The organism is Bradyrhizobium diazoefficiens (genome assembly GCF_016616885.1).
Taxonomy (GTDB): domain Bacteria; phylum Pseudomonadota; class Alphaproteobacteria; order Rhizobiales; family Xanthobacteraceae; genus Bradyrhizobium; species Bradyrhizobium diazoefficiens_F.
On record NZ_CP067102.1, the window covers coordinates 3,254,229 to 3,272,154 of the forward strand.

Annotated in this window: 25 protein-coding genes; 12 read left to right on the plus strand and 13 right to left on the minus strand. The window is 63.0% G+C overall.

The window, feature by feature from the left end:
- Nucleotides 1-19 precede the first annotated feature (19 nt).
- Together JJC00_RS14800 and JJC00_RS14805 are read right to left on the minus strand one after the other, a co-directional pair.
- Nucleotides 20-499, minus strand: coding sequence for an MAPEG family protein (locus JJC00_RS14800; protein ID WP_200473274.1), 480 nt, complete (start codon nucleotides 497-499; stop codon nucleotides 20-22).
- Between the two features lie 135 nt (nucleotides 500-634).
- Nucleotides 635-2,032 carry a carotenoid oxygenase family protein gene (locus JJC00_RS14805; protein ID WP_200473275.1) on the minus strand — a complete coding sequence of 466 codons (1,398 nt, stop codon included), beginning with the start codon at nucleotides 2,030-2,032 and terminating at the stop codon, nucleotides 635-637.
- Nucleotides 2,033-2,138: 106 nt separating this feature from the next.
- Here JJC00_RS14805 and JJC00_RS14810 point away from each other — a divergent pair, with 106 nt between their 5' ends.
- Together JJC00_RS14810 and JJC00_RS14815 are read left to right on the plus strand one after the other, a co-directional pair.
- On the plus strand, nucleotides 2,139-2,876 hold the full coding sequence (locus JJC00_RS14810; RefSeq protein ID WP_200473276.1) for a TetR/AcrR family transcriptional regulator: 738 nt from the start codon (nucleotides 2,139-2,141) through the stop codon (nucleotides 2,874-2,876).
- A gap of 260 nt (nucleotides 2,877-3,136) precedes the next feature.
- Entirely contained in the window at nucleotides 3,137-3,703 is a 567-nt protein-coding gene (locus JJC00_RS14815; RefSeq protein ID WP_200473277.1) for an SET domain-containing protein, read from the plus strand.
- 318 nt (nucleotides 3,704-4,021) lie between these two features.
- Here JJC00_RS14815 and JJC00_RS14820 read toward each other — a convergent pair whose 3' ends face one another.
- Nucleotides 4,022-4,420, minus strand: a complete 399-nt coding sequence (locus JJC00_RS14820) for a hypothetical protein (RefSeq protein WP_200473278.1) — start codon at nucleotides 4,418-4,420, stop codon at nucleotides 4,022-4,024.
- Nucleotides 4,421-4,455: 35 nt separating this feature from the next.
- Entirely contained in the window at nucleotides 4,456-4,698 is a 243-nt protein-coding gene (locus JJC00_RS14825; protein WP_200473279.1) for a hypothetical protein, read from the minus strand.
- Nucleotides 4,699-4,799: 101 nt separating this feature from the next.
- Between JJC00_RS14825 and JJC00_RS14830 the strand changes: the two genes are divergently transcribed.
- Together JJC00_RS14830 and JJC00_RS14835 are read left to right on the plus strand one after the other, a co-directional pair.
- Entirely contained in the window at nucleotides 4,800-5,621 is an 822-nt protein-coding gene (locus tag JJC00_RS14830; protein WP_200473280.1) for a helix-turn-helix domain-containing protein, read from the plus strand.
- 66 nt (nucleotides 5,622-5,687) lie between these two features.
- Nucleotides 5,688-6,353, plus strand: a complete 666-nt coding sequence (locus tag JJC00_RS14835; protein ID WP_200473281.1) for a DsbA family oxidoreductase — start codon at nucleotides 5,688-5,690, stop codon at nucleotides 6,351-6,353.
- Between the two features lie 7 nt (nucleotides 6,354-6,360).
- Here the strand turns inward: JJC00_RS14835 and JJC00_RS14840 are convergent, their stop codons facing one another.
- Entirely contained in the window at nucleotides 6,361-7,524 is a 1,164-nt protein-coding gene (locus tag JJC00_RS14840) for a GNAT family N-acetyltransferase (protein ID WP_200473282.1), read from the minus strand.
- Nucleotides 7,525-7,716: 192 nt separating this feature from the next.
- Here JJC00_RS14840 and JJC00_RS14845 point away from each other — a divergent pair, with 192 nt between their 5' ends.
- On the plus strand, nucleotides 7,717-8,145 hold the full coding sequence (locus JJC00_RS14845) for a YeeE/YedE family protein (RefSeq protein ID WP_200473283.1): 429 nt from the start codon (nucleotides 7,717-7,719) through the stop codon (nucleotides 8,143-8,145).
- Nucleotides 8,146-8,150: 5 nt separating this feature from the next.
- Nucleotides 8,151-8,618, plus strand: a complete 468-nt coding sequence (locus JJC00_RS14850; RefSeq protein WP_200473284.1) for a DUF6691 family protein — start codon at nucleotides 8,151-8,153, stop codon at nucleotides 8,616-8,618.
- A gap of 56 nt (nucleotides 8,619-8,674) precedes the next feature.
- Here JJC00_RS14850 and JJC00_RS14855 read toward each other — a convergent pair whose 3' ends face one another.
- Nucleotides 8,675-9,001 carry a hypothetical protein gene (locus JJC00_RS14855; protein WP_200473285.1) on the minus strand — a complete coding sequence of 109 codons (327 nt, stop codon included), beginning with the start codon at nucleotides 8,999-9,001 and terminating at the stop codon, nucleotides 8,675-8,677.
- A gap of 112 nt (nucleotides 9,002-9,113) precedes the next feature.
- Nucleotides 9,114-9,518 (minus strand): hypothetical protein, encoded by a 405-nt coding sequence (locus JJC00_RS14860; RefSeq protein ID WP_200473286.1) that lies wholly within the window; start codon nucleotides 9,516-9,518, stop codon nucleotides 9,114-9,116.
- 152 nt (nucleotides 9,519-9,670) lie between these two features.
- Here JJC00_RS14860 and JJC00_RS14865 point away from each other — a divergent pair, with 152 nt between their 5' ends.
- Entirely contained in the window at nucleotides 9,671-9,904 is a 234-nt protein-coding gene (locus JJC00_RS14865) for a hypothetical protein (RefSeq protein WP_200473287.1), read from the plus strand.
- A 112-nt stretch (nucleotides 9,905-10,016) separates the two neighbouring features.
- Here the strand turns inward: JJC00_RS14865 and JJC00_RS14870 are convergent, their stop codons facing one another.
- Both JJC00_RS14870 and JJC00_RS14875 read right to left on the minus strand, forming a co-directional pair.
- Nucleotides 10,017-10,259, minus strand: coding sequence for a PilZ domain-containing protein (locus JJC00_RS14870; RefSeq protein WP_200473288.1), 243 nt, complete (start codon nucleotides 10,257-10,259; stop codon nucleotides 10,017-10,019).
- Between the two features lie 224 nt (nucleotides 10,260-10,483).
- A complete protein-coding gene (locus JJC00_RS14875; protein ID WP_200473289.1) occupies nucleotides 10,484-10,948 on the minus strand; it encodes a PaaI family thioesterase in 465 nt (154 codons plus the stop codon).
- Nucleotides 10,949-11,298: 350 nt separating this feature from the next.
- Between JJC00_RS14875 and JJC00_RS14880 the strand changes: the two genes are divergently transcribed.
- Together JJC00_RS14880 and JJC00_RS14885 are read left to right on the plus strand one after the other, a co-directional pair.
- Nucleotides 11,299-11,595 carry a hypothetical protein gene (locus JJC00_RS14880; RefSeq protein WP_200473290.1) on the plus strand — a complete coding sequence of 99 codons (297 nt, stop codon included), beginning with the start codon at nucleotides 11,299-11,301 and terminating at the stop codon, nucleotides 11,593-11,595.
- A 93-nt stretch (nucleotides 11,596-11,688) separates the two neighbouring features.
- A complete protein-coding gene (locus tag JJC00_RS14885) occupies nucleotides 11,689-11,943 on the plus strand; it encodes a hypothetical protein (protein ID WP_200473291.1) in 255 nt (84 codons plus the stop codon).
- 15 nt (nucleotides 11,944-11,958) lie between these two features.
- Here the strand turns inward: JJC00_RS14885 and JJC00_RS14890 are convergent, their stop codons facing one another.
- From JJC00_RS14890 to JJC00_RS14900, 4 genes are all read right to left on the minus strand, one after another.
- A complete protein-coding gene (locus JJC00_RS14890; protein WP_200473292.1) occupies nucleotides 11,959-12,159 on the minus strand; it encodes a hypothetical protein in 201 nt (66 codons plus the stop codon).
- A 753-nt stretch (nucleotides 12,160-12,912) separates the two neighbouring features.
- Nucleotides 12,913-13,080 (minus strand): hypothetical protein, encoded by a 168-nt coding sequence (locus JJC00_RS14895; RefSeq protein ID WP_200473293.1) that lies wholly within the window; start codon nucleotides 13,078-13,080, stop codon nucleotides 12,913-12,915.
- A gap of 176 nt (nucleotides 13,081-13,256) precedes the next feature.
- Complete coding sequence (locus JJC00_RS38115) at nucleotides 13,257-13,457, minus strand: hypothetical protein (RefSeq protein WP_246774216.1); 201 nt, start codon at nucleotides 13,455-13,457, stop codon at nucleotides 13,257-13,259.
- A gap of 838 nt (nucleotides 13,458-14,295) precedes the next feature.
- Nucleotides 14,296-14,493: a hypothetical protein gene (locus tag JJC00_RS14900; protein WP_200473294.1), complete on the minus strand. Its 198-nt coding sequence runs from the start codon at nucleotides 14,491-14,493 to the stop codon at nucleotides 14,296-14,298.
- A gap of 195 nt (nucleotides 14,494-14,688) precedes the next feature.
- Here JJC00_RS14900 and JJC00_RS14905 point away from each other — a divergent pair, with 195 nt between their 5' ends.
- The 3 genes from JJC00_RS14905 to JJC00_RS14915 all read left to right on the plus strand — a co-directional run bounded on the left by JJC00_RS14905 (nucleotide 14,689) and on the right by JJC00_RS14915 (nucleotide 17,924).
- Nucleotides 14,689-15,219, plus strand: coding sequence for a P63C domain-containing protein (locus JJC00_RS14905; protein ID WP_200473295.1), 531 nt, complete (start codon nucleotides 14,689-14,691; stop codon nucleotides 15,217-15,219).
- A gap of 529 nt (nucleotides 15,220-15,748) precedes the next feature.
- Nucleotides 15,749-16,837 (plus strand): recombinase RecA, encoded by a 1,089-nt coding sequence (gene recA, locus JJC00_RS14910; protein WP_200473296.1) that lies wholly within the window; start codon nucleotides 15,749-15,751, stop codon nucleotides 16,835-16,837.
- 94 nt (nucleotides 16,838-16,931) lie between these two features.
- On the plus strand, nucleotides 16,932-17,924 hold the full coding sequence (locus JJC00_RS14915; RefSeq protein ID WP_200473297.1) for a hypothetical protein: 993 nt from the start codon (nucleotides 16,932-16,934) through the stop codon (nucleotides 17,922-17,924).
- The last annotated feature ends 2 nt before the right edge of the window (nucleotides 17,925-17,926 follow it).

Below are 17,926 nucleotides of genomic sequence, written 5' to 3' on the forward strand. Positions count from 1 at the left end.
GCCGGGTCAAGCAGAATCTTTACAGTGTCAAAATTACGTGAATGACCTGTAAAAACTCAATTGTTGCAATGGCTTGATCTGAAATCTCATCGGCGAATGCGCCCCAGGGCAGGCGCGACAGGATGGTCAGGGCGCAGGAGACCAATAGGCCGATGGTCAGGAAGATGCTGCCGCCGCGGCAGATCATGAACTTGAGCGAGCCCGGCGTCGCGTACATGCCGAGCGGATGCAACAGCCGCGATAGCACAAGCGCCCCCATCAGCAGGTGAATGCGTAAGGATGCGCCGGACATTTCGAGAAACGCGATCATCAGCACGATGATGGGGACGTATTCCATGAAATTGCCATGGGCCCGGATCGCGCTGCGCAGGCCTTCATTGCCGCCGTCGTTGAACGGAGTCGCGTTGCTCCGCCGCAGCCGGATGACTTGCAGCGCAAGCGCGGCGTAGATCAGCGCGAGGATCGCGAGATAGTTCGCCGTGATGGTGGGGACGTGCACGTAAAGTCTCCTTTTGCCGTCATCCCGGGGCGCACGTCAGTGCGAACCCGGAATCCATCGTGAGACAGTCTCTGCGGCTCGATAGATTCCGGGCTCGCGCCAAGTGGCGCGCCCCGGAATGACAAGGAGAGGGAGCTACTGCGCCCCCACCCAATTGCCGTGGAAGCCGTCGGGCACGCGATGGCCGAGCTGCACCAGCGCGGCGGGGCCGGCCTCGATGTCGGTGGCATTGAACACGACGAGGTCGCTGCGGTTCTCCCGCGCGCGCCAGACCACCGCCAGCAGCCAGCCGTCGCCTTCCGGAGCATCCTTCGATCGCTCGACGAAGACAGGCTCGGAGATGGTGTCGCCGGCCGGCAGCAGATACTGGCCGAGCCGCTTGCCGGTGCCGTCGACATGAACGATGCCCGACAGCGCACCGAACATCGGCAGCCGCGGATTGGCGCAGGCGTACCAGCCGTGACGGCTCTTCAAGCCGGCGCGGCGATCGTCGATGCGCGGGAATTCGCCGGTGAGATCGTCGAGATAGGTCTGCTGGAAGCGGTCGGTATTGCCGGAGAGATCGAAGGTCCAGCGGCAATGGCGGGCGCGTGATTTCTCCGGATCCGTCGGCCTTCCGTCGGGATGCGGAAACAGCGGCGCTTGCTCGAACTGCATGACATCGGCGACGATGCGGTCGCCGTCCTCCCAGGCATTCATGACGTGGAAGACGTAGCAGGCCTCAGCGTGGAACCAGACGATGTCCTTTGCCGCGCCATTGCGCTTCATCACGCCGACATAAGAGCCCCTCTCCGGCTCCCAGGCATAGGGCGGCTTGCCGCTCATCGCGCGCTCCATGCTGCCGGTGAGGGGCAGGATCGGAAACAGCACGTGTTTTTCGGTGACGATGAAGTCGTGCACCATGCTGGCATAGGGCGTCTCGAACCGCTCGAAGCGGGTCACCTTGCCGCTTGCATCGATCGATCCGTAGGAAAGGGCGGGTGTCAGCGGTCCCGCCGCATTGTAGCCGAAGAACACCAGCTCGCCCGTGACCGGATCGACCTTCGGATGCGCGGTGAAGGCGCCGGCGATGCGGCTCTGATAGTTGCAATAGCCGCGGGTCGCGAGCGTGCCCGGCTCGATCTCGGTCGGCAGATGTCCCTCTTCCAGCGCGAGCAGCTTGCCGGCATGAAAGACGATGTTGGTGTTGGCGACGCCGCCGTCGGTGAGATCGGCGGGCGCATCCGGCAGCTTGCGGCCGAAGCCGCCGAACAGCGCGCGGCCGGCATCGTGCTCGGCCAGCCATTTCGGTGTGCGGACCCAGCGGTTGCGGTAGGAGGCGCGCCCCTCTTCGAGATGAAAGGCGTGCAGCATGCCGTCGCCGACGAACCAATGTGCGCCGGGCGCGTCGAACTGCGGATTGGGGCCGTTGCGGTAGAGCGTGCCGTTGAGCTCGCGCGGCAATTCGCCGATGATCTTGAGGAAAGGCGCATCCGCCTCGAAGGGAATCGGCGCGATATTGTTGCGGCGCTCGGCGATGGCATCCTGCTGCACGGCGAATCCCTCCCTATCTTTACATCGTAAAGATGAAATAGAGCCATGCGCGGCTTCCGTCAAGTGAAATCTTTACACTGTCAATATTGCGTCATATAGCTTGCAAATGGCCAAGAGCAACACCACTGCCGACACCAAGAGCGAAACGGCGCGCCCTGCACGTGCCTCCAAAAAAACATCGGCAGCATCACGCCCGGCGCGCCGTGCGGCGAGCGCGAAGACCGAGACGCCCTATCACCACGGCGCCTTGCGCGAGGCGCTGCTGCAGGCGGCCGAACGGGTGCTGGAGCGCGATGGGCTCGCCGGCCTGACGCTGCGCGCGGTGGCGCGCGAGGCGGGCGTCTCGCATGCGGCGCCGACCCATCATTTCGGCGATCTCACCGGCCTCGTCAGCGAACTCGCCGCGATCGGCTTCCGCCAGTTCAACGCAGCGATGGCGTCGGCTTGCGACGCAGCCACCTCGCCGCTGGAGCGGACACTGGCGCGGCCCAAAGCTTACGTCGCCTACGCCCAGGCCCATCCCGGCATGTACGGTCTGATGTTCCGCACCGAGCGGCTCGACTATTCCAGGCCCTCGCTGCACGAGGCCGCGGAATCCTCGTTTGCCGGCCTTGCCAATGCCATCGGCGCGATGCGGCAGGAGCCGATTAGCGGCGACAGGCTGACCATCGAGCAGGGCGCGGCGATCGCACGGGCCTGGTCGATGGTGCACGGCTTCACCATGCTGCTGCTCGACGGACGGCTTGAGGATATTCTGGAACGGCTGCCGGCTGGCACCACGGCGGAGCAACTCCTTGAGGCGATCCTGAAATCGACGGTGGCAGCAAAGCTGGCAACAACCTGATCGAACGAAACATTCGCAGTTCTCGTCCCGCTTGCCCGTTCGGCCCGAGCAAGCTGTCGCGCCCAAGCATTGGGCATCGGCGGAACATCGGTACCAGCGCAGGCGAGTGATGATGCGGAACTCGCGCGCATCAGGCATCTTCACTGTGGGCAAGCATCAAGCGCGGTCGGGATAGGCCTGACAGCGGCGCGGAATCGTTCTAGAAGAGCGGCTTCGCTTGGGCTCATGCAGCCTGGTCCGCGTCCTCGTTCCACTTGATCATGCCAGTCATCGCTTCCAGCAAATCCTATCGCGTCGGCCGTTCCAAGACCGGACTTGGCCTCTTCGCCACCATGCCGATCAAGAAGGGCACCCGGATCATCCGTTATTTCGGACCGATCCTGGACTGCCGAATCCCTGCGCAGGACGACATCGAGAACAAATATCTGTTCGAGCTCAACGGCCGCTGGACCATCGACGGCTCGGTGCGCAAGAACATTGCGCGCTACATCAACCATTCCTGCCGGCCCAACGCGGAATCCGATGTCCGTCCGCGCGAGCGCAAGGTCTTCATCCGCGCCATCAAGAACATCGAGCCGGGCGAAGAGATCAACTACGATTACGGCACCGACTATTTCAAAGCCTATCTGAAGCCGATCGGCTGCAAGTGCCCCTCCTGCGAGAACAAGCGCAAGAAGCAGCGCGCCGAGGCGCGCGCCGAACGCGCCAAGGTGAAGGCGCGCGCGGAGCGCAAGGCGCAGAGGGCGGGCGCGAAAACCACCGCGGTGAAAAAGAAGAAGCTGAACGGCAAGCATTTTTCCGGCAAGGTCGGCCGCACAAGGGCTTAGCTTCGACCGCCGCCAGCCTTTACGTACCAGCCTTTACGTAAGTGTCCTGATTGGTCCTCAGGCTGCGGTGCCTCCACGGGCCGCGGCCCGAACGCCTGCGCGAGCCGCCGACCCGTCGGGCAAACCACCGAGTCAATCCGCACCGATCAAAATATTCTTATTTACCGAACTTCGGTTTTGTAGTATCGCTGTGTCCATCATGATCCGTGAAAGGGGCGTTCGCGATCGCCGTCATTGCGAGCGCAGTCCGTGCAGCGTGGGTCCCGGCTCTGCGCAGCAACGCGAACGGCGTTGCAGCGCGTCCGGGACACGAGAGCATCACGCCGCCACAACGCTCCCGCTCTTGCGCAACCCCACATATTGCAACTCGGCGAACACGCCGGTGGCGATCGCCTGGGCCACGACCATCAGCTCGCCGGCGAGGTTCGGCGACACCGCGCCCGAGAACAGCAGCGCGATGCTGCCCACCGTCCAGGCCGCGTTGCCGACCACGACCAGGAGCACGAGTGGCCTCGGCACCGCTGTGCGCGAGCCGAGCCAGCCGACCAGTGCGGTGTAGGCGATCAGGAACAGGCCGGTCTCGCGCAACAGCGCTTCAGGCAGGTTGAACAAAGTCGCGAACGCGCCGGCGCCGAAGGTGAAGCCGAGCGCGGCGATACCGCTGAACACGGCGTCGGCGAGCAGGGCACGGCGCAGGAAGGTGGATGCGTCGATCATCTGAGGTCTCCATGGTTGGGTTGGCTAGGGTGAACTCAATGCAATCCACGCCACCAGGCGCGGAGCAGGCGGGCGAGGCGGAATGGGCAGAGGCTCCTGCCGACGCTGTGCTCGAACGCCGTGACCTGCGCGACGACATAGTCGCCGGTCGAATGCACCAGCGGCTCGGGCATGTTGAGGCTGCGCGCCAGCATCCGGGTCGCGAATGTCACGGCCCAAGGTAGGACTAGGGGGATGAGGTGGTCGGCGAGAGAACGGTAAAGCAGCAGCGCGATCATGGTCATTCTCCTGTGCCCAGCAAGATGCGCCGGTCGGGGCCCCAATTCGATTACCTCGGGAGTAATGGATGGGCCGAAACGCACGTGGTAGGTTTTCGACCATGACCACACATGCATCCACGGCACGCGCCGAACCCAGCCAGCCGGTTCATATCGGCGATCATCTGCGCGAATGGCGGCAGCGCCGCCGCATGAGTCAGCTCGATCTCGCCGGCGACGCCGAGATTTCCGCACGGCATCTCAGCTTTGTCGAGACCGGTCGCTCAGCGCCCTCGCGCGAGATGGTGCTGCGGCTCGCCGAGCGCCTCGACGTGCCCCTGCGCGAACGCAACGTGCTGCTGGTCGCGGCCGGCTACGCGCCGGCCTTTCCGCAACGCTCGCTGGAGGATCCCGCCTTGAAGTCAGCCCGTCAGGCGATCGACCTCGTGCTGAGAGCCCACGAACCCAATCCGGCGCTGGCCTATGACCGGCACTGGAATCTGGTGACGGCCAATCGCATGGTGGCGCCGCTGCTCGCCGGCATCCCGGAGCGGCTGCTTGGCCAGCCCTTCAACGTGCTGCGGCTCGCCTTTCATCCCGAGGGGCTGGCGCCGCGCACGGTCAATCTCGCACAATGGTGTGCGCATCTGCTCGAGCGTTTGCACCGGCAATGCGAGGCGACGGCCGATCCAGAGCTGATCAAGCTGTATCACGACCTCAAGAGCTACCCCATTCCGGCGCGCTCAGGGCCGCTGTCGAGCGACAATGTCGCGATCCCGTTCAAGCTTCGGCATGACGGGGGGATCCTGAGTTTCTTCTCCACCACCATGGTGTTCGGAACGCCGGTCGACATCACCCTGTCGGAGCTGGCGCTGGAGACGTTCTTTCCCGCCGACGAACGCACCGCCGAATGGCTAAGACAGACGGCCGCAAATGTGGCCTAGCGCCCTTGCCTCGGGCGGCTCTCGGCTTATCTTCCGACAAAACCGCACCGTCCGAAGGAGGCGCCAATGAGCACCCTCAAACCACTCCAGATCGATGTCGTCTCCGACGTGGTGTGCCCGTGGTGCTATATCGGCAAGCACCGGATCGAGAGCGCGCTCGCGCTCGTGCCCGACGTTCCGGTCAAATTGAATTTCCGTCCCTTCTTCCTCAATCCGTGGGTGCCGCGCGAAGGCATCAGCCGCGAGGATTATCTCACCACCAAGTTCGGCTCGGTCGAGGCCTATAAGGGCATTGCGGGGCGCGTGGTCGCCGCCGCCAGCGAAGAGGGCCTCGTCTACAAGCCCGAGCTGGTCGCGCGCCAGCCCAACACGACCGACTGCCACCGCCTGATCCTGTGGGCCGACGCGATCGGCAAGGCGCCCGAGATGAAGCAGCGCCTGATGGAGCTGTATTTCCGCGATGGCGGCGATCTCACCGACATCAACGTGCTGGTGCAGGCTGCGGCCGATGTCGGCCTCGATGCCGAGGACGTGCGCAAGCGGCTTGCCACCGACGAGGACGTCGCGCGCGTATCGGCCGATGCGCAGGAGGCGGCCGAGAAGGGCATCTCCGGCGTGCCGACCTACGTGTTCGCGCAAAAATACGCCGTCTCGGGCGCGCAGGATCCGAACCTGCTCGCCCGCGCCATCCGCCAGGTCTCGGCCGAGATCAACGCGCAGGCGGCGGAGTAGCGTACGTCTATTTGCGCAGCAGGTGAGTCGCGCGACGCGCTGTCTCGCGTGCGTAATCACGTGCGACCAGCGCCGCGTGGATGAGTGCCACCATCGGATCGTTCCGCCGCAGCGGGATCAGCACATCGCCGATCGCAAAGCGGCCGCGCCAGATCGGGTTGATCATGGGATGATCGGCGCTTGCAGTGGAGTCCGCGCTTGCGATGGCGGGATCGGCGCAAAGATGGCGCGTCAGATCGAGCGTGAGCTGCACGCCCGGCGAATATTTTGCGAAGCGTTCCTCGATGCCGAGCTTGAAGAAGAAGGCGCGATCCTGGTGGCGCAGCACGATGCCGGCGGCAATCGGCATCGCGCCTGCGCGCAGAGTGACGATCTCGCATTGCGCGGTCTCGGCGAGTGCGGGCACGGCGCGGCGGATGAACGTCGCATCGCCTGCGTCCTGAATCAGTGCAGTGCCGCGCTCGCCCTTCCAACCGCTGGATTCGAGCTGCATAAAGGCTTCAAGCGCGGGCTTGATCTCGTCGGGTTTGCGCGCGACGTCGAAGCTGATCGCGCCGTGCTCCTCCAGGCGATGGCGCTGCCGGCGCAGCTCCTTGAGCTTCTTGGCGCCGAGCGCCTCGTGCAGCAGCCTGTCGCCGTTCTGTGTCGCATCGAGGCTGGCGCGGACATACGAGCCGAGGACGCGTGGCTTCAGGCGGGACTGGCCGAGCGCTTCCGCGAGCGATGCCATCGCAGCGCCGTCGAGCGCGACGTCGCGCAGGATCAGCGCATGGGCGCCGGCCTCGCGCGCCCGTTGCAGCAGGCGCGTCGCGGCCTCGATCGAAACGTCGCGGTCGATCAGCGGGCTGCACAGCGTGCCATAGGGATGCGCGCTCACTAGCGCGGGCAGGGGGATCTTCCAGGCTCGCCAAAGCGAAACTACCGGCATCAGGCCGATCAGCCGCGTCGAGGAACCGCCGTAAACGGACAAGGCCGAGGCACCCATACGGCTGCGCGCGGTTGCGCTGACGGCGAGCTCCCAGGCAGGCAAATAATAGCCGTTCGGCTCGGCCGCCCGCTGCGCCAGCGCGCGCCATTGGCCGGGCTCGATCGCCGTGAGCGGGACGAGCGCGGGCGTTGCATCCTTGGTCGATGCCGGATTGATCGCAGCCTGATGCGCGATATCGACCACGTCCCGTCGTCCCCGTTCACGCCAGGCAGTCGCCGGCGTTACGCGGTCATGCTTAGCGCAAAAGATTGGAAAATCCCGTTGGGACGCCGCTTCAATTCGAGTGGTATTGTTAACGTCTCATTGAGCATCCGGCTGGCCCGCCTCCGAGTGCCTCCGAGTGCTATGATGAGAACCCTCGGTCCGGAGGATCACATGGTCGCCACGTCTTTCACGCCAATTGCCTCGCTGCTCGGGGGCGCGATGATCGGCCTGTCCGCCATACTCTTGATGTGGGCGACGGGACGGATCGCCGGCGTCAGCGGCATCGCGGCGCGGTTGTTTCCGCCTTACGAGGACGGCGAATTTGCCGGCCGGCTCGCCTTCGTCGCCGGCCTCATTGCCGCACCCGTGCTGGTGCGGCTCGTGACCGGAAGCCTGCCGGTGCAGACGATCGCGGCGGGAACGCCGATGCTGATTGTCGCAGGACTACTCACCGGCTTCGGCGCAGTGTGGGGCAGCGGCTGTACCTCAGGCCATGGCGTCTGCGGTCTGTCGAGATTGTCGGTGCGCTCGCTGGTCGCGACCATCACCTTCATGGCGACGGGCGTCGCCACGGTCTTCGTGATCCGGCATTGGAGCTGACGGCGATGACCATTCTCGTTCAATTCGCAATCGGCTTGCTGTTCGGCCTCGGGCTCATCGTCTCCGGCATGTCGAATCCGGCAAAGGTGCTGAACTTCCTCGACCTCGGCGGCATCCCGGCAGGGACATGGGACGCGAGCCTCGCTTTGGTGATGGCCGGCGCGGTCGCCGTGACCTTCGCCGGCTTCAGGCATGTCTTGAAGCTTGCACGCCCGTTCTTCGCCGAACGCTTCTACGTGCCGACGCGCAGCGACATCGATTCAAAAATCATCGTTGGTCCCGCGATCTTCGGCATCGGCTGGGGATTGGCCGGCTTCTGTCCAGGACCGGCCCTGACCGCGCTCGGCTTCGGCTCGACCTCAGCCGTCATCTTCGTCGCCGCGATGTGCGCCGGCATGGTGCTTGCCCGCGTCATCGCTCAGTTGCAATCAGCGACGCGTATCGCTGCGCCGGTTCATCCGCTCGAGTCCTGACGCAGACAGGACCGGACGAGCAGTCTCGTCCGGTCCTTTCAGTCATGCTGTGTCGCTTACCAGCCGTCGCCGACACCGACGCCAACGCTGACGCCGGGCGCGCGGACGCCGAAGCCGGCGCGCGGACCATCGTCCCAGTCGCGATAGGTGCGGCGCTCGTAATAGCGCTCGCGCGGCATGGTCGCGTAGGAGTCGCGCACGATCACGCGCGCGCCGCGATGGGTGCGATAGCAATTGCCGGCGTCGTCGCAGACGAGCCGGACCTCCTGAATCAGATCGGGGTTGGTGTATTCGCTGGTCGTGTACAGATCCGCAGCCTTCGCTCCGCTCGCCGCAGCGAGAGCCCCGACACCAGCCAGCAATGCAATCGTGAACGTCCTCATCCTGTTCCTCCTCCGAAACTGCCCTCGGCGGTAACAAGAAGGGGAGGCGACGATCGTTCCGGGTGAATTACAGCTTTTTCCCGGAATCGGATTGTCGTGGCACGATCGATTGCTAAATCGGTTCGTAGGCTTCCGACCCGCAGATGTCATCGGCTTCCGCGCGCCGCCTGTCGACGACCCTTCCGCCGTTGATTGTCACGATGTAGGTCTGGGTGCCCAGCGCCGAGCCGGTGGCCGAGGCGAGTTGCGCGCGGACACAGGCCGTCCAGCCCGGTCCGCGGACCTCGTGATGGGGCAGGGCGACTTGCACCTCGCGCGGATAGGCGGTGTTGAGGAAGACCACTTCGATCTGCTCGCGGACCACGCGCTTGATGTCAGGCGGCGGTTCGGGTGGCGGCTGGTCGGCTTCCTTGAGGCGCATGAAGTCGGGCACGGGCGCGCGGCTGTCGGCAAAGCCGCACGCACCGAGCGCGAGCGCGCCGGCGAGCAGCGCCACATGAGCAACAATCCGCAACATTCGTGAAGGTCCCCTGCGGGCCAACAGATAGGCGCGAATCCGACGGGACGAAGTCCCGGCCGATCAACATTTGCTGAAGGGGTGGAACCCATCATGTTTGCTATTACGGGATTGCAGGATAGTTTGCCCTCTGGATGAGGGGGATTGCACCAATGAAAATTCTGGTCATAGCAGCCGCGGGGCTGGCGCTGACGGTTGCCTCCGCGCAGGCGCAGATGGGCGGCGGCCGGCGCCAGCAGCAGGATAGCGGCCAGAAGGCGGACAACAAGCCCAAGGTCGACGAGAAGGCCTATAAGGCGGCGCTTGAGCGCATTCCTGAGTCCAAGGAAAAGTATGACCCGTGGGGCGGGGCGCGTCCGAGCGAGCCCGCCAAGAAACCGAAATAGCGCGAGGCGCGTGGTGGCGGGCCGGCTGCGGTGATGCGTCGCCGTCGTCATATTGCGCGAGCATGACGCTGCATCGCGCGCGCGATGCGAACAGACATTCACACGATATGTACTACTGTACGAATGCGAGGCCGACGCGCTTGTCGTTGCGCCACACCGGGCGGCAATTCCGTACAAAATTGTCGCGCGCGATCGACAGTGTGAACGATTGCGGCAATATGATAGGGTTTTCGAGATCGATCGCGGCGCCGCTGTCGGACATGTTTCGTACGGTGCACGCGATACCGCTATTTTCAAAGGTGATCGTGCCACCCTTGAAAACACGGTAACGCTGCGATGCGCGCTTCTCGATCATCCGCATTAATCCATGACCACGATTGTGAAATAGAGCATAGAAATTACGTTGAACTAAACTCAATACTGGCGCTACTTGCACAGCGATTCAGACTTCGTTTACGACGTTGCGATCATCGAAACCGACGTGTTCATCGAGAACGCCAAGAAGGTCGGTGCCTATTGCGGAAAGAATCCGAGCGCCAGCATTTGCGCTCACGCGGCTCTCTTCTTTTTGGATGATACTCAGCCCGGCAGCATCGCGAACGCGCTCGACACCATCGCCACCTGCTTGTTGTCGGTGGCGGAGAGCAGGGTGACGCGGCCAAAGCTCATGGTGCGCCCGAGCCGCACCACGCGCGCATCCGCCAGCACGTCGGACGAGGAGACCGCCCGCATGAAATGCGTGGTCTGATCCACCGTCGTCATCGGACGATAGCCGCGATTGGCGGCGAGGTTCGCGATCACCATCGCGGTGTCGGCAAGCGCCATCAGCGCCTGGCCGCAGACCACCCCGCCATTGCGGCACAGCCGCTCCGAGAACGGCATGCGGAGCAGCGCGCCCGGCTGCCAGCCCGGCACGTCGGCAGGCCCGGTGTGCTCGAGGCGCTCGACGGAGAGGTTGAGATCGTGGATCCAGGGCGCAAAGACTTCGCCGAGGATGCGTCTGGCCTCAGTGATGCCGAACTCGACGTCTGGCTGCGCGGACATGGCTGTCGTTCGCTCCTGTGTTGTCGGATGTTTCGCTCATTCTGCCCGTTTGGGCGCGGCAAAGTCACCCGTGATCCGTCGGCTTGAAAATGCCCGACTTCGCCCGATATGATGCCGGGCTTGGGAGCGGGTGGACGATGTTGCGTCGATGTGTCCTTGTCATTTGTCTGGCCGCGCTTGGTCTGGCGCTGAACGGTTGCACCAGGTGCGGCCCGATCTGGGACGACTGGCTCCACGGGCCGAAATCGTGCAGATCGGACCGGCTCTAGCGGATTGAAGCGGCGCTCGGAGCCATGAACAAGGTCAGGGTGCGGCATCCGCCCCCACTATCAATGATCAAGGAGTGACTGATGAAGCTTTTCCGTATGGCGGCGGTGCTGGCGCTGGTGGCCGGACCGGCCTTCGCGCAGGATTCGCCCCATATCAATCTGATGGCGGACGGCCCGTCCAAGACCGAGGACGAGAAGGCCGCGGATGCTGCGCGCGAAAAGGCCTACAAGGACACGTTGAAGAAGATTCCGGACGCCAAGGCGTCCAACGATCCCTGGGGCGGAATGCGGGCCGACCCGCCAAAGCAGCCCGCGCCGAAGGCCGCAGCCGCCACCAGCGCGCCCAAGAGGACCAAGGCCGGTACGGCCGCCAATTGACCGTGGGCGGCGGCGAAAGCGGACTTTCGGGACTCCCCTTGGCCCGGCCCTGATCCTACATTCCCTCGCAGTGTTGCGTTGAGGAGGCAGGATATGGCGGATCGCCCGCGGGACCTCGCCGAGCGGATGGCGCGCCGGCGCAAGCCGGCGCCTGGGGCGGGCGGCAATGCGGGCGACGGCTATCTGCGCGAGAGCTTCACCCTGCCGCGCGCCGCGGCACGGGCGAAGGCGCAGGCCTTCTTCGCGCGCTATCCCAAGGCCGGCTACATGAGCGAAGTCGAGACCTGGCGCGAACTGCCCGGCGGCGACATCGAGTTCACCATGCGGCGGCTGCCCAGCGCCGACTAGCCCTGATCCGGCCTCTCAACCTGCCGGTTCAGCCGTCTTGCGGCCGATGGCCTTCAGCTCCCGATCGATGCGCAACTGCACGCGACGGATCGCCAGCAAGTCGATCTTCGTCTCGGTCTTGCCTGTCTTGGTCTCGTCGCCGATCCGGAACTGCCACTGCCAGACGCCTGGGATCGCCGTCTTTGCAACCGTGAACTCGACGCCCCTGTGATTCATGGTCACCTCCACGATTCACCTTGCCATGTCGGGTAACATGTTGGCCGTCGAAATATTCCTTCGACAAGCAAAATTTGCCGTTAAGTCGCGGATAGCTCATCGGAATTCAGCAAGCGCGCGCAGCTCGAAACAAGCGAAATCGAATTCCGAAAGATGGAACTGATGGATGCGTTTTTCACACGGAAAATACGCACAGCGTGCACGATGGATCCATGCATGCGCGCAAGAAAAAACCCCGCCAGGGGAGAGCCGGGCGGGGTAGCAGGTTATTGGAGGCTGAGGTGCTGGGCTGCAACACCATAGCCAGACGACCGTAGCCGGTTCAGCTTACGACAGCCTGACAGTCCGCGATGGATCGCGAGTCGCTTCGATGAGTCGGCCGCGCATCCGATCGCCGGAAACAGAAAACCCCGCTCGGGGCAGAGCGGGGTCGACTGGGCATGGAGCTAGCGGCCACGTCGAGAGCCGCTCTCACGTCCCAATTCAGACATCGCCCCGCACAACTTCAGACACATCCGTTAGCGACACTTCGCGGGCACGGCGAAGCCATGGGGGAAACGTGGCGCGCTGCTAGCGGGGTGGCATCATGGATAAGGTAGAGCGGTCATTCGCCGCCGCGACGGCGGCTGGCTTCGTGATTCTGGTCATCGGCATCGTGCTGCTGGCGCTGATGTAACCGCAGCTGTGGCGGCACGTGCCGCGCGAAAACAACCCCATGCATAGTAGGCAACAGCCTGTTTCGCCTGGCGTTTCCTAGTGCACCTTGATCTCGTCCAGCGGCAGGCGCAGATCGGCGGCACGCTCCGCGCGGTCCCTCTTGCGGAACTCGCTCTCCTTGCGCTCGAACTTGCGCATCTCCTCGAGCGCCATCTCGAGCCGGGAATTGCGCCTGCCAGCATGGTGCTGCGTATTTTCCGTCATGATCCAATCCCCCATTGCGACGGCCCGTTTCAAGTCGGCAGCCGCGGAAAGGTTCGGTGCCACAAGATTGCGGAGTGATGACGGCGCGTCTTTGATGCGCGTCATCTTCGAAGGAGAAGCTGGTCTCACATTTTGCGAAGGGCAGGGGCGCCGGTTGCCTTCATGCCATGCGAACGTCAGGCGGGCGGCATCAATCCGGGAGATCGCAGCCACTCGCTCATGTGCGAGCCTGTTTCAGCCTGTCTGGCTTTGAGGAGGAGGGCTTCGCGCTCAGAGCCGGGCGGGAGCCTCTGGGCCTGTGCTCTTAGGCGTTCGGCTTCCTGGGCGAGGCGTTCTTCAAGGGACAGGGTTTGCTTGAACCGGCGGCGGTGCTGCATGACGGGCCTCGTGCATACGGGTCCTAACCGTTGGATCTGCAGATAAAATGTTAGCCCCGCCATGTGGTTCCGTCATTAACAAATGCTTGAAATTCAAATCAGGCCACGGCCGTTTTCAAGTCAGGGCACTGAGGCCGGAAACACGCCAGCGCCGAAATCCGGCTGTCCCAATTGGGACATCCGCGATTTGAAATTAGGATAGGAACCTTCGCGCCGTTGCCAAGTTTTCCCGGTGCCCTTCCCCAAGGGCGACCCCAAGTTGGCCCCAGCTCCATCGCCCCCCAATTCGCGAGCTGGGGCCCTTTTTTCATCATTTGTTGGTGCGCACTATTTGGGCGCGAGCAAAAACTGGCAAACGCGCGCCTCGATTCGGCTGCGCCGAAGCGGCTCTAGCGCCCGGTGCTAGGACCAGCCCGTAGAGGCGGATCAGTCCTCCGCAGTGATCGTTGAGCCCAGAGCGCGGTGATGCTCTGACGGTTTGCCTGATCTCGTTCATGCGACTGGAGGTCATCGAACGCGGACAGCACCGGAATCAGGCTGGCCTAGCTAGTTAGGACACCCGCGGAGGGGAATTAGCGAACATCCTGCCCTTTCGAGGTACGCCGCCCGCTGTATCGCGCACAAGGCTGTCTTAGTGCATGTTGACGTGCCTGAACCGGCGTAAGCCTAGCTGGTCCAGTAACTTGGCCTCAGCTCCGCCAGCCCCGAGTTGGGGCCTTTTACTGTCGTCTTCCGCACCCGCAGAGGCGGATTCTTGGCCGACCAAGAGGAGTTGGATGAGGCCGGCAATCACGAGCTATCCAAATGAAAGAGGCCGCCAACCGAGGCGGCCTTACTTTTAAATCGGAGGCTTGAGGCCCGGCGAGTTCAGCCATTGATCGATGCTGGCCGTGATTTCGGCTTCCCGGGCTTTCTTGAGGAGGATTTCGCTCTCCTCTCCCGGCGGCAATTGTTTAGCTTTCTCGCGTGCTTGCCGCGCTTCTTGGATGAGCCGTTCGCCTAGCGATCTGTCCTGTTTGAACCGGAGGCGCGTCATGACCTCCTCCCGCTTGAAACCAGGTTCCACTATAAACCTTTTCGGGGCGCTGGAGTTCGATCCGGAACATTAAAACGCAAGTGTTCAATCAGCGGAGACACCGGCTCGCAATTCGTTCGTCGGGAGCAAATTCCTTGATACATTGCCGGGGGATGGTCGGGATCGAAATTAGGATACTCGCAAAATCAACCGAGGGTGCGGACCGTAAGGCGCTCACTAATCACGCCCATCAACGATCTGATCGACCGCGCGACTGGTTATGACAGGCTCAGAACCGAGCAAAGTATTGCTGCGATCCTTGAGAAGTTTGTCGCAAAGATTTTGCAGCCCTACGTCAAGACGTTCCCAGCCGCCTATTACGAGCACATCTACAGGCTCAACAACTGGAGCTACAATTCTGAGTCGTCAAAGCGTCCCGGAGTGATCGGCCATTGGACGAACGATATCATTTATGCTCGCCTTGCCCCGGCAGTGCTTGAGGAGTTGAAGCGAAAAATTCCGAGAGACGACAAAGGGCGACCGAAGCACAAACTTTTTCAAATGCTGACGCCAGAGACAGGTCATCCAAAACTGGTCGATCACTTCAAGGAAGTCCTAGCCACTATGCGCGGTGCTCGCAATTGGGCGGAATTCTACGAAATGCTCGACCGCTCGCTGCCTCGATTTAATGAGACGCCACAACTTCCATTCTACATACGCAGGCATGGAGCGTTTGCCGCCGCCTGAAACGAAAGAGGCCGCCCACTGAGGCGGCCTTAGGAAAATTTAAACGGCCCCAAGGTGGGGGCCGCCAACCCGCCTGATGCGAGTTTTCCTCCAGCAGTCGGGGGGCTACCTGTCTGGCTGGGGGCTCCAAACAGACGCGCCACGAAGGCGATCGTTCCTTAGCCTATACCGACTTATTGCTCCCGGTCTTTGGCGGCTTGCGCGAGCTTCATCCAATCCTCGGCAAGCCGCAACCACGCTTCTTTATCGATCGGGTTCCTAGTTCCCTCAGCCTCTCGCAGGCACTCCTGAGCCTGATTGAGGAACCAGTCTGCATCGGACTCGCGCATCACAAGACAATGCGCAAAATTCAAACTAGGCCACTGCGAAATTCAACTTAGGCCACTAGGGGTCAAAACAGGCCAGCACCGAAATCTGCAAAAGAACATATTGCGAACCTAGAACAAATAGTGTACGTTGTTTTTATCGACGACCCGCCGCGCCAATCGTTTGTCCCGCACCCGAATCCTCGCCATAAGGAGCACGACCAATGTCCACCACTGCCCTGCGTATCGTCGAAGGATCTTCCATGGACAAGAGTAAAGCTCTGGCCGCCGCGCTCTCCCAGATCGAGCGCCAGTTCGGCAAGGGCTCGGTGATGAAGCTCGGCAAGAACGACCGGTCGATGGATGTCGAGGCGGTCTCGTCGGGCTCGCTCGGGCTTGATATCGCGCTCGGCATCGGCGGCCTGCCCAAGGGACGTGTCGTCGAAATCTACGGGCCGGAATCCTCGGGCAAGACCACGCTGGCGTTGCACACGGTGGCGGAAGGGCAGAAGAAGGGCGGCATCTGCGCCTTCATCGACGCCGAACACGCGCTCGACCCGGTCTATGCCCGCAAGCTCGGCGTCAACATCGACGAGCTCCTGATCTCCCAGCCGGACACCGGCGAGCAGGCGCTGGAAATCTGCGACACGCTGGTGCGCTCGGGTGCAGTCGACGTTCTGGTGGTCGATTCGGTTGCGGCGCTGGTGCCGAAGGCCGAGCTCGAGGGCGAGATGGGCGATGCGTTGCCGGGTCTGCAGGCCCGTCTGATGAGCCAGGCGCTGCGCAAGCTGACGGCCTCCATCAACAAGTCCAACACCATGGTGATCTTCATCAACCAGATCCGCATGAAGATCGGTGTGATGTACGGCTCGCCGGAAACCACGACCGGCGGCAACGCGCTGAAGTTCTACGCCTCCGTCCGCCTCGACATCCGCCGCATCGGCGCGATCAAGGAGCGCGATGAAGTGGTCGGCAACACCACGCGCGTGAAGGTGGTGAAGAACAAGCTGGCGCCGCCGTTCAAGCAGGTCGAGTTCGACATCATGTACGGCGAGGGTGTCTCCAAGATGGGCGAGATCCTCGATCTTGGCGTCAAGGCCGGCATCGTCGAAAAGTCGGGCGCCTGGTTCTCCTATGACAGCCAGCGCCTCGGCCAGGGCCGCGAGAATTCGAAAGCGTTCCTGAAGGCCAACCCCGATATCACCGCCAAGATCGAGACCTCGATCCGCCAGAACTCCGGCCTGATCGCAGAGCAGATCCTGGCCGGCGCGCCGGAGCGTGACGCCGACGGCGAGGAGCCGGCGGAAGAGTAAGTCTGACCGGTAGAGTTTTCGCGAGGAGCGGGCGCTGAGGACGTTGAGTTGCCGACGTCGTCTGTGCCCGTTTCTTTTTGGGGCGCTCGATGCCATGAGGCGCGTGATCCTGACCAGTTCGTCGGGCGTTGGTCTTGCTCATGCGGATCGCGCCGACATGGTCGTCCCGTTCATCTTTCGCTTCGTGTCGGGGCCACTTCCCTCGGCCGAACACCTCAATCGCTATCTCGGTGGACGCGCGAACAGAATTTTTGAAGAGATCATCTGGTCTGATTGCGTCCGCCAATTGCCCTATGTCCAGCGTCTGGATCGGGAAGGCGCATTACTCTGCTTCTGCGAGACTTACGGCGTCGAGTTCATCGAGCTCTGGTTCGACCCTGAACCAAACAGTCAGCTGCAGTTGATCTGGATCCTCGACTATCTGCGTTCCCGGCCATCCATACCAGCGAATCTGAGATTACGATTTGTCGATTTCGAACTGCGTGCAGCAGATCCCGCGGAGATTCGTCATCGCGACGTGCGGGAGTTCGATATCGCAGAAGGCGATTTTGAGATCGCCAGCATGGCCTGGGAGGCCTACCGCGCGCCGACGCCCGCGCTCTGCGCCGGGCTGCTCGACAGGCCGCTCGGCAAGCTGTCCTTCGTGAAGCCGGCCATGGAGGACCTGCTCGCAGAACTGCCGTCGTCGGCGACGGGACTGGGGGCGACCGAGGCGCGGCTTCTCGAACTGATCGCGAGTGGACACAATCGCACCGACGCGCTGTTTCGGCCGGGCGCGCTCGGGTCACGCGTGTTCGATCCGTGGGAGTTGGGTGCGTTGCTCGAAGGACTTGCTTTCGGCCCGGCGCCCGCCATTGCAGGTCTGGACGGCAAGCTGGCGACACTCGATCCGGACAATGCACGAGGTCGCAACGCAGCCTTTCGCCGGAGCCGGCTGTCGCTGACCGAACTGGGCCGAGCGGTCCTTGAAGGCCGGGAGGATTTCCGCCGCCACAACCCGATTCGGCGCTGGTGGGGTGGTACGCTTCTCACCAACGAACGGCTTTGGCGTTGGAATCCGCAGACCCGTTCGCTGGTTGCACCCTAAGT

What these genes read in the sequence shown, in the direction of transcription:
- JJC00_RS14810 (WP_200473276.1), top strand. Translation starts at nt 2,139, where the DNA reads ATGGCCAAGAGCAACACCACTGCCGACACCAAGAGCGAAACGGCGCGC.
- JJC00_RS14855 (WP_200473285.1), bottom strand. Translation starts at nt 9,001, where the DNA reads ATGAGGACGTTCACGATTGCATTGCTGGCTGGTGTCGGGGCTCTCGCT.
- JJC00_RS14820 (WP_200473278.1), bottom strand. Translation starts at nt 4,420, where the DNA reads ATGATCGACGCATCCACCTTCCTGCGCCGTGCCCTGCTCGCCGACGCC.
- JJC00_RS14915 (WP_200473297.1), top strand. Translation starts at nt 16,932, where the DNA reads ATGAGGCGCGTGATCCTGACCAGTTCGTCGGGCGTTGGTCTTGCTCAT.
- JJC00_RS14830 (WP_200473280.1), top strand. Translation starts at nt 4,800, where the DNA reads ATGACCACACATGCATCCACGGCACGCGCCGAACCCAGCCAGCCGGTT.
- JJC00_RS14815 (WP_200473277.1), top strand. Translation starts at nt 3,137, where the DNA reads ATGCCAGTCATCGCTTCCAGCAAATCCTATCGCGTCGGCCGTTCCAAG.
- JJC00_RS14850 (WP_200473284.1), top strand. Translation starts at nt 8,151, where the DNA reads ATGACCATTCTCGTTCAATTCGCAATCGGCTTGCTGTTCGGCCTCGGG.
- JJC00_RS14845 (WP_200473283.1), top strand. Translation starts at nt 7,717, where the DNA reads ATGGTCGCCACGTCTTTCACGCCAATTGCCTCGCTGCTCGGGGGCGCG.
- JJC00_RS14865 (WP_200473287.1), top strand. Translation starts at nt 9,671, where the DNA reads ATGAAAATTCTGGTCATAGCAGCCGCGGGGCTGGCGCTGACGGTTGCC.
- JJC00_RS14870 (WP_200473288.1), bottom strand. Translation starts at nt 10,259, where the DNA reads ATGATCGAGAAGCGCGCATCGCAGCGTTACCGTGTTTTCAAGGGTGGC.
- JJC00_RS14880 (WP_200473290.1), top strand. Translation starts at nt 11,299, where the DNA reads ATGAAGCTTTTCCGTATGGCGGCGGTGCTGGCGCTGGTGGCCGGACCG.
- JJC00_RS14890 (WP_200473292.1), bottom strand. Translation starts at nt 12,159, where the DNA reads ATGAATCACAGGGGCGTCGAGTTCACGGTTGCAAAGACGGCGATCCCA.
- JJC00_RS14835 (WP_200473281.1), top strand. Translation starts at nt 5,688, where the DNA reads ATGAGCACCCTCAAACCACTCCAGATCGATGTCGTCTCCGACGTGGTG.
- JJC00_RS14895 (WP_200473293.1), bottom strand. Translation starts at nt 13,080, where the DNA reads ATGACGGAAAATACGCAGCACCATGCTGGCAGGCGCAATTCCCGGCTC.
- JJC00_RS14875 (WP_200473289.1), bottom strand. Translation starts at nt 10,948, where the DNA reads ATGTCCGCGCAGCCAGACGTCGAGTTCGGCATCACTGAGGCCAGACGC.
- JJC00_RS14885 (WP_200473291.1), top strand. Translation starts at nt 11,689, where the DNA reads ATGGCGGATCGCCCGCGGGACCTCGCCGAGCGGATGGCGCGCCGGCGC.
- JJC00_RS14900 (WP_200473294.1), bottom strand. Translation starts at nt 14,493, where the DNA reads ATGACGCGCCTCCGGTTCAAACAGGACAGATCGCTAGGCGAACGGCTC.
- recA (WP_200473296.1), top strand. Translation starts at nt 15,749, where the DNA reads ATGTCCACCACTGCCCTGCGTATCGTCGAAGGATCTTCCATGGACAAG.
- JJC00_RS14860 (WP_200473286.1), bottom strand. Translation starts at nt 9,518, where the DNA reads ATGTTGCGGATTGTTGCTCATGTGGCGCTGCTCGCCGGCGCGCTCGCG.
- JJC00_RS38115 (WP_246774216.1), bottom strand. Translation starts at nt 13,457, where the DNA reads ATGCAGCACCGCCGCCGGTTCAAGCAAACCCTGTCCCTTGAAGAACGC.
- JJC00_RS14825 (WP_200473279.1), bottom strand. Translation starts at nt 4,698, where the DNA reads ATGATCGCGCTGCTGCTTTACCGTTCTCTCGCCGACCACCTCATCCCC.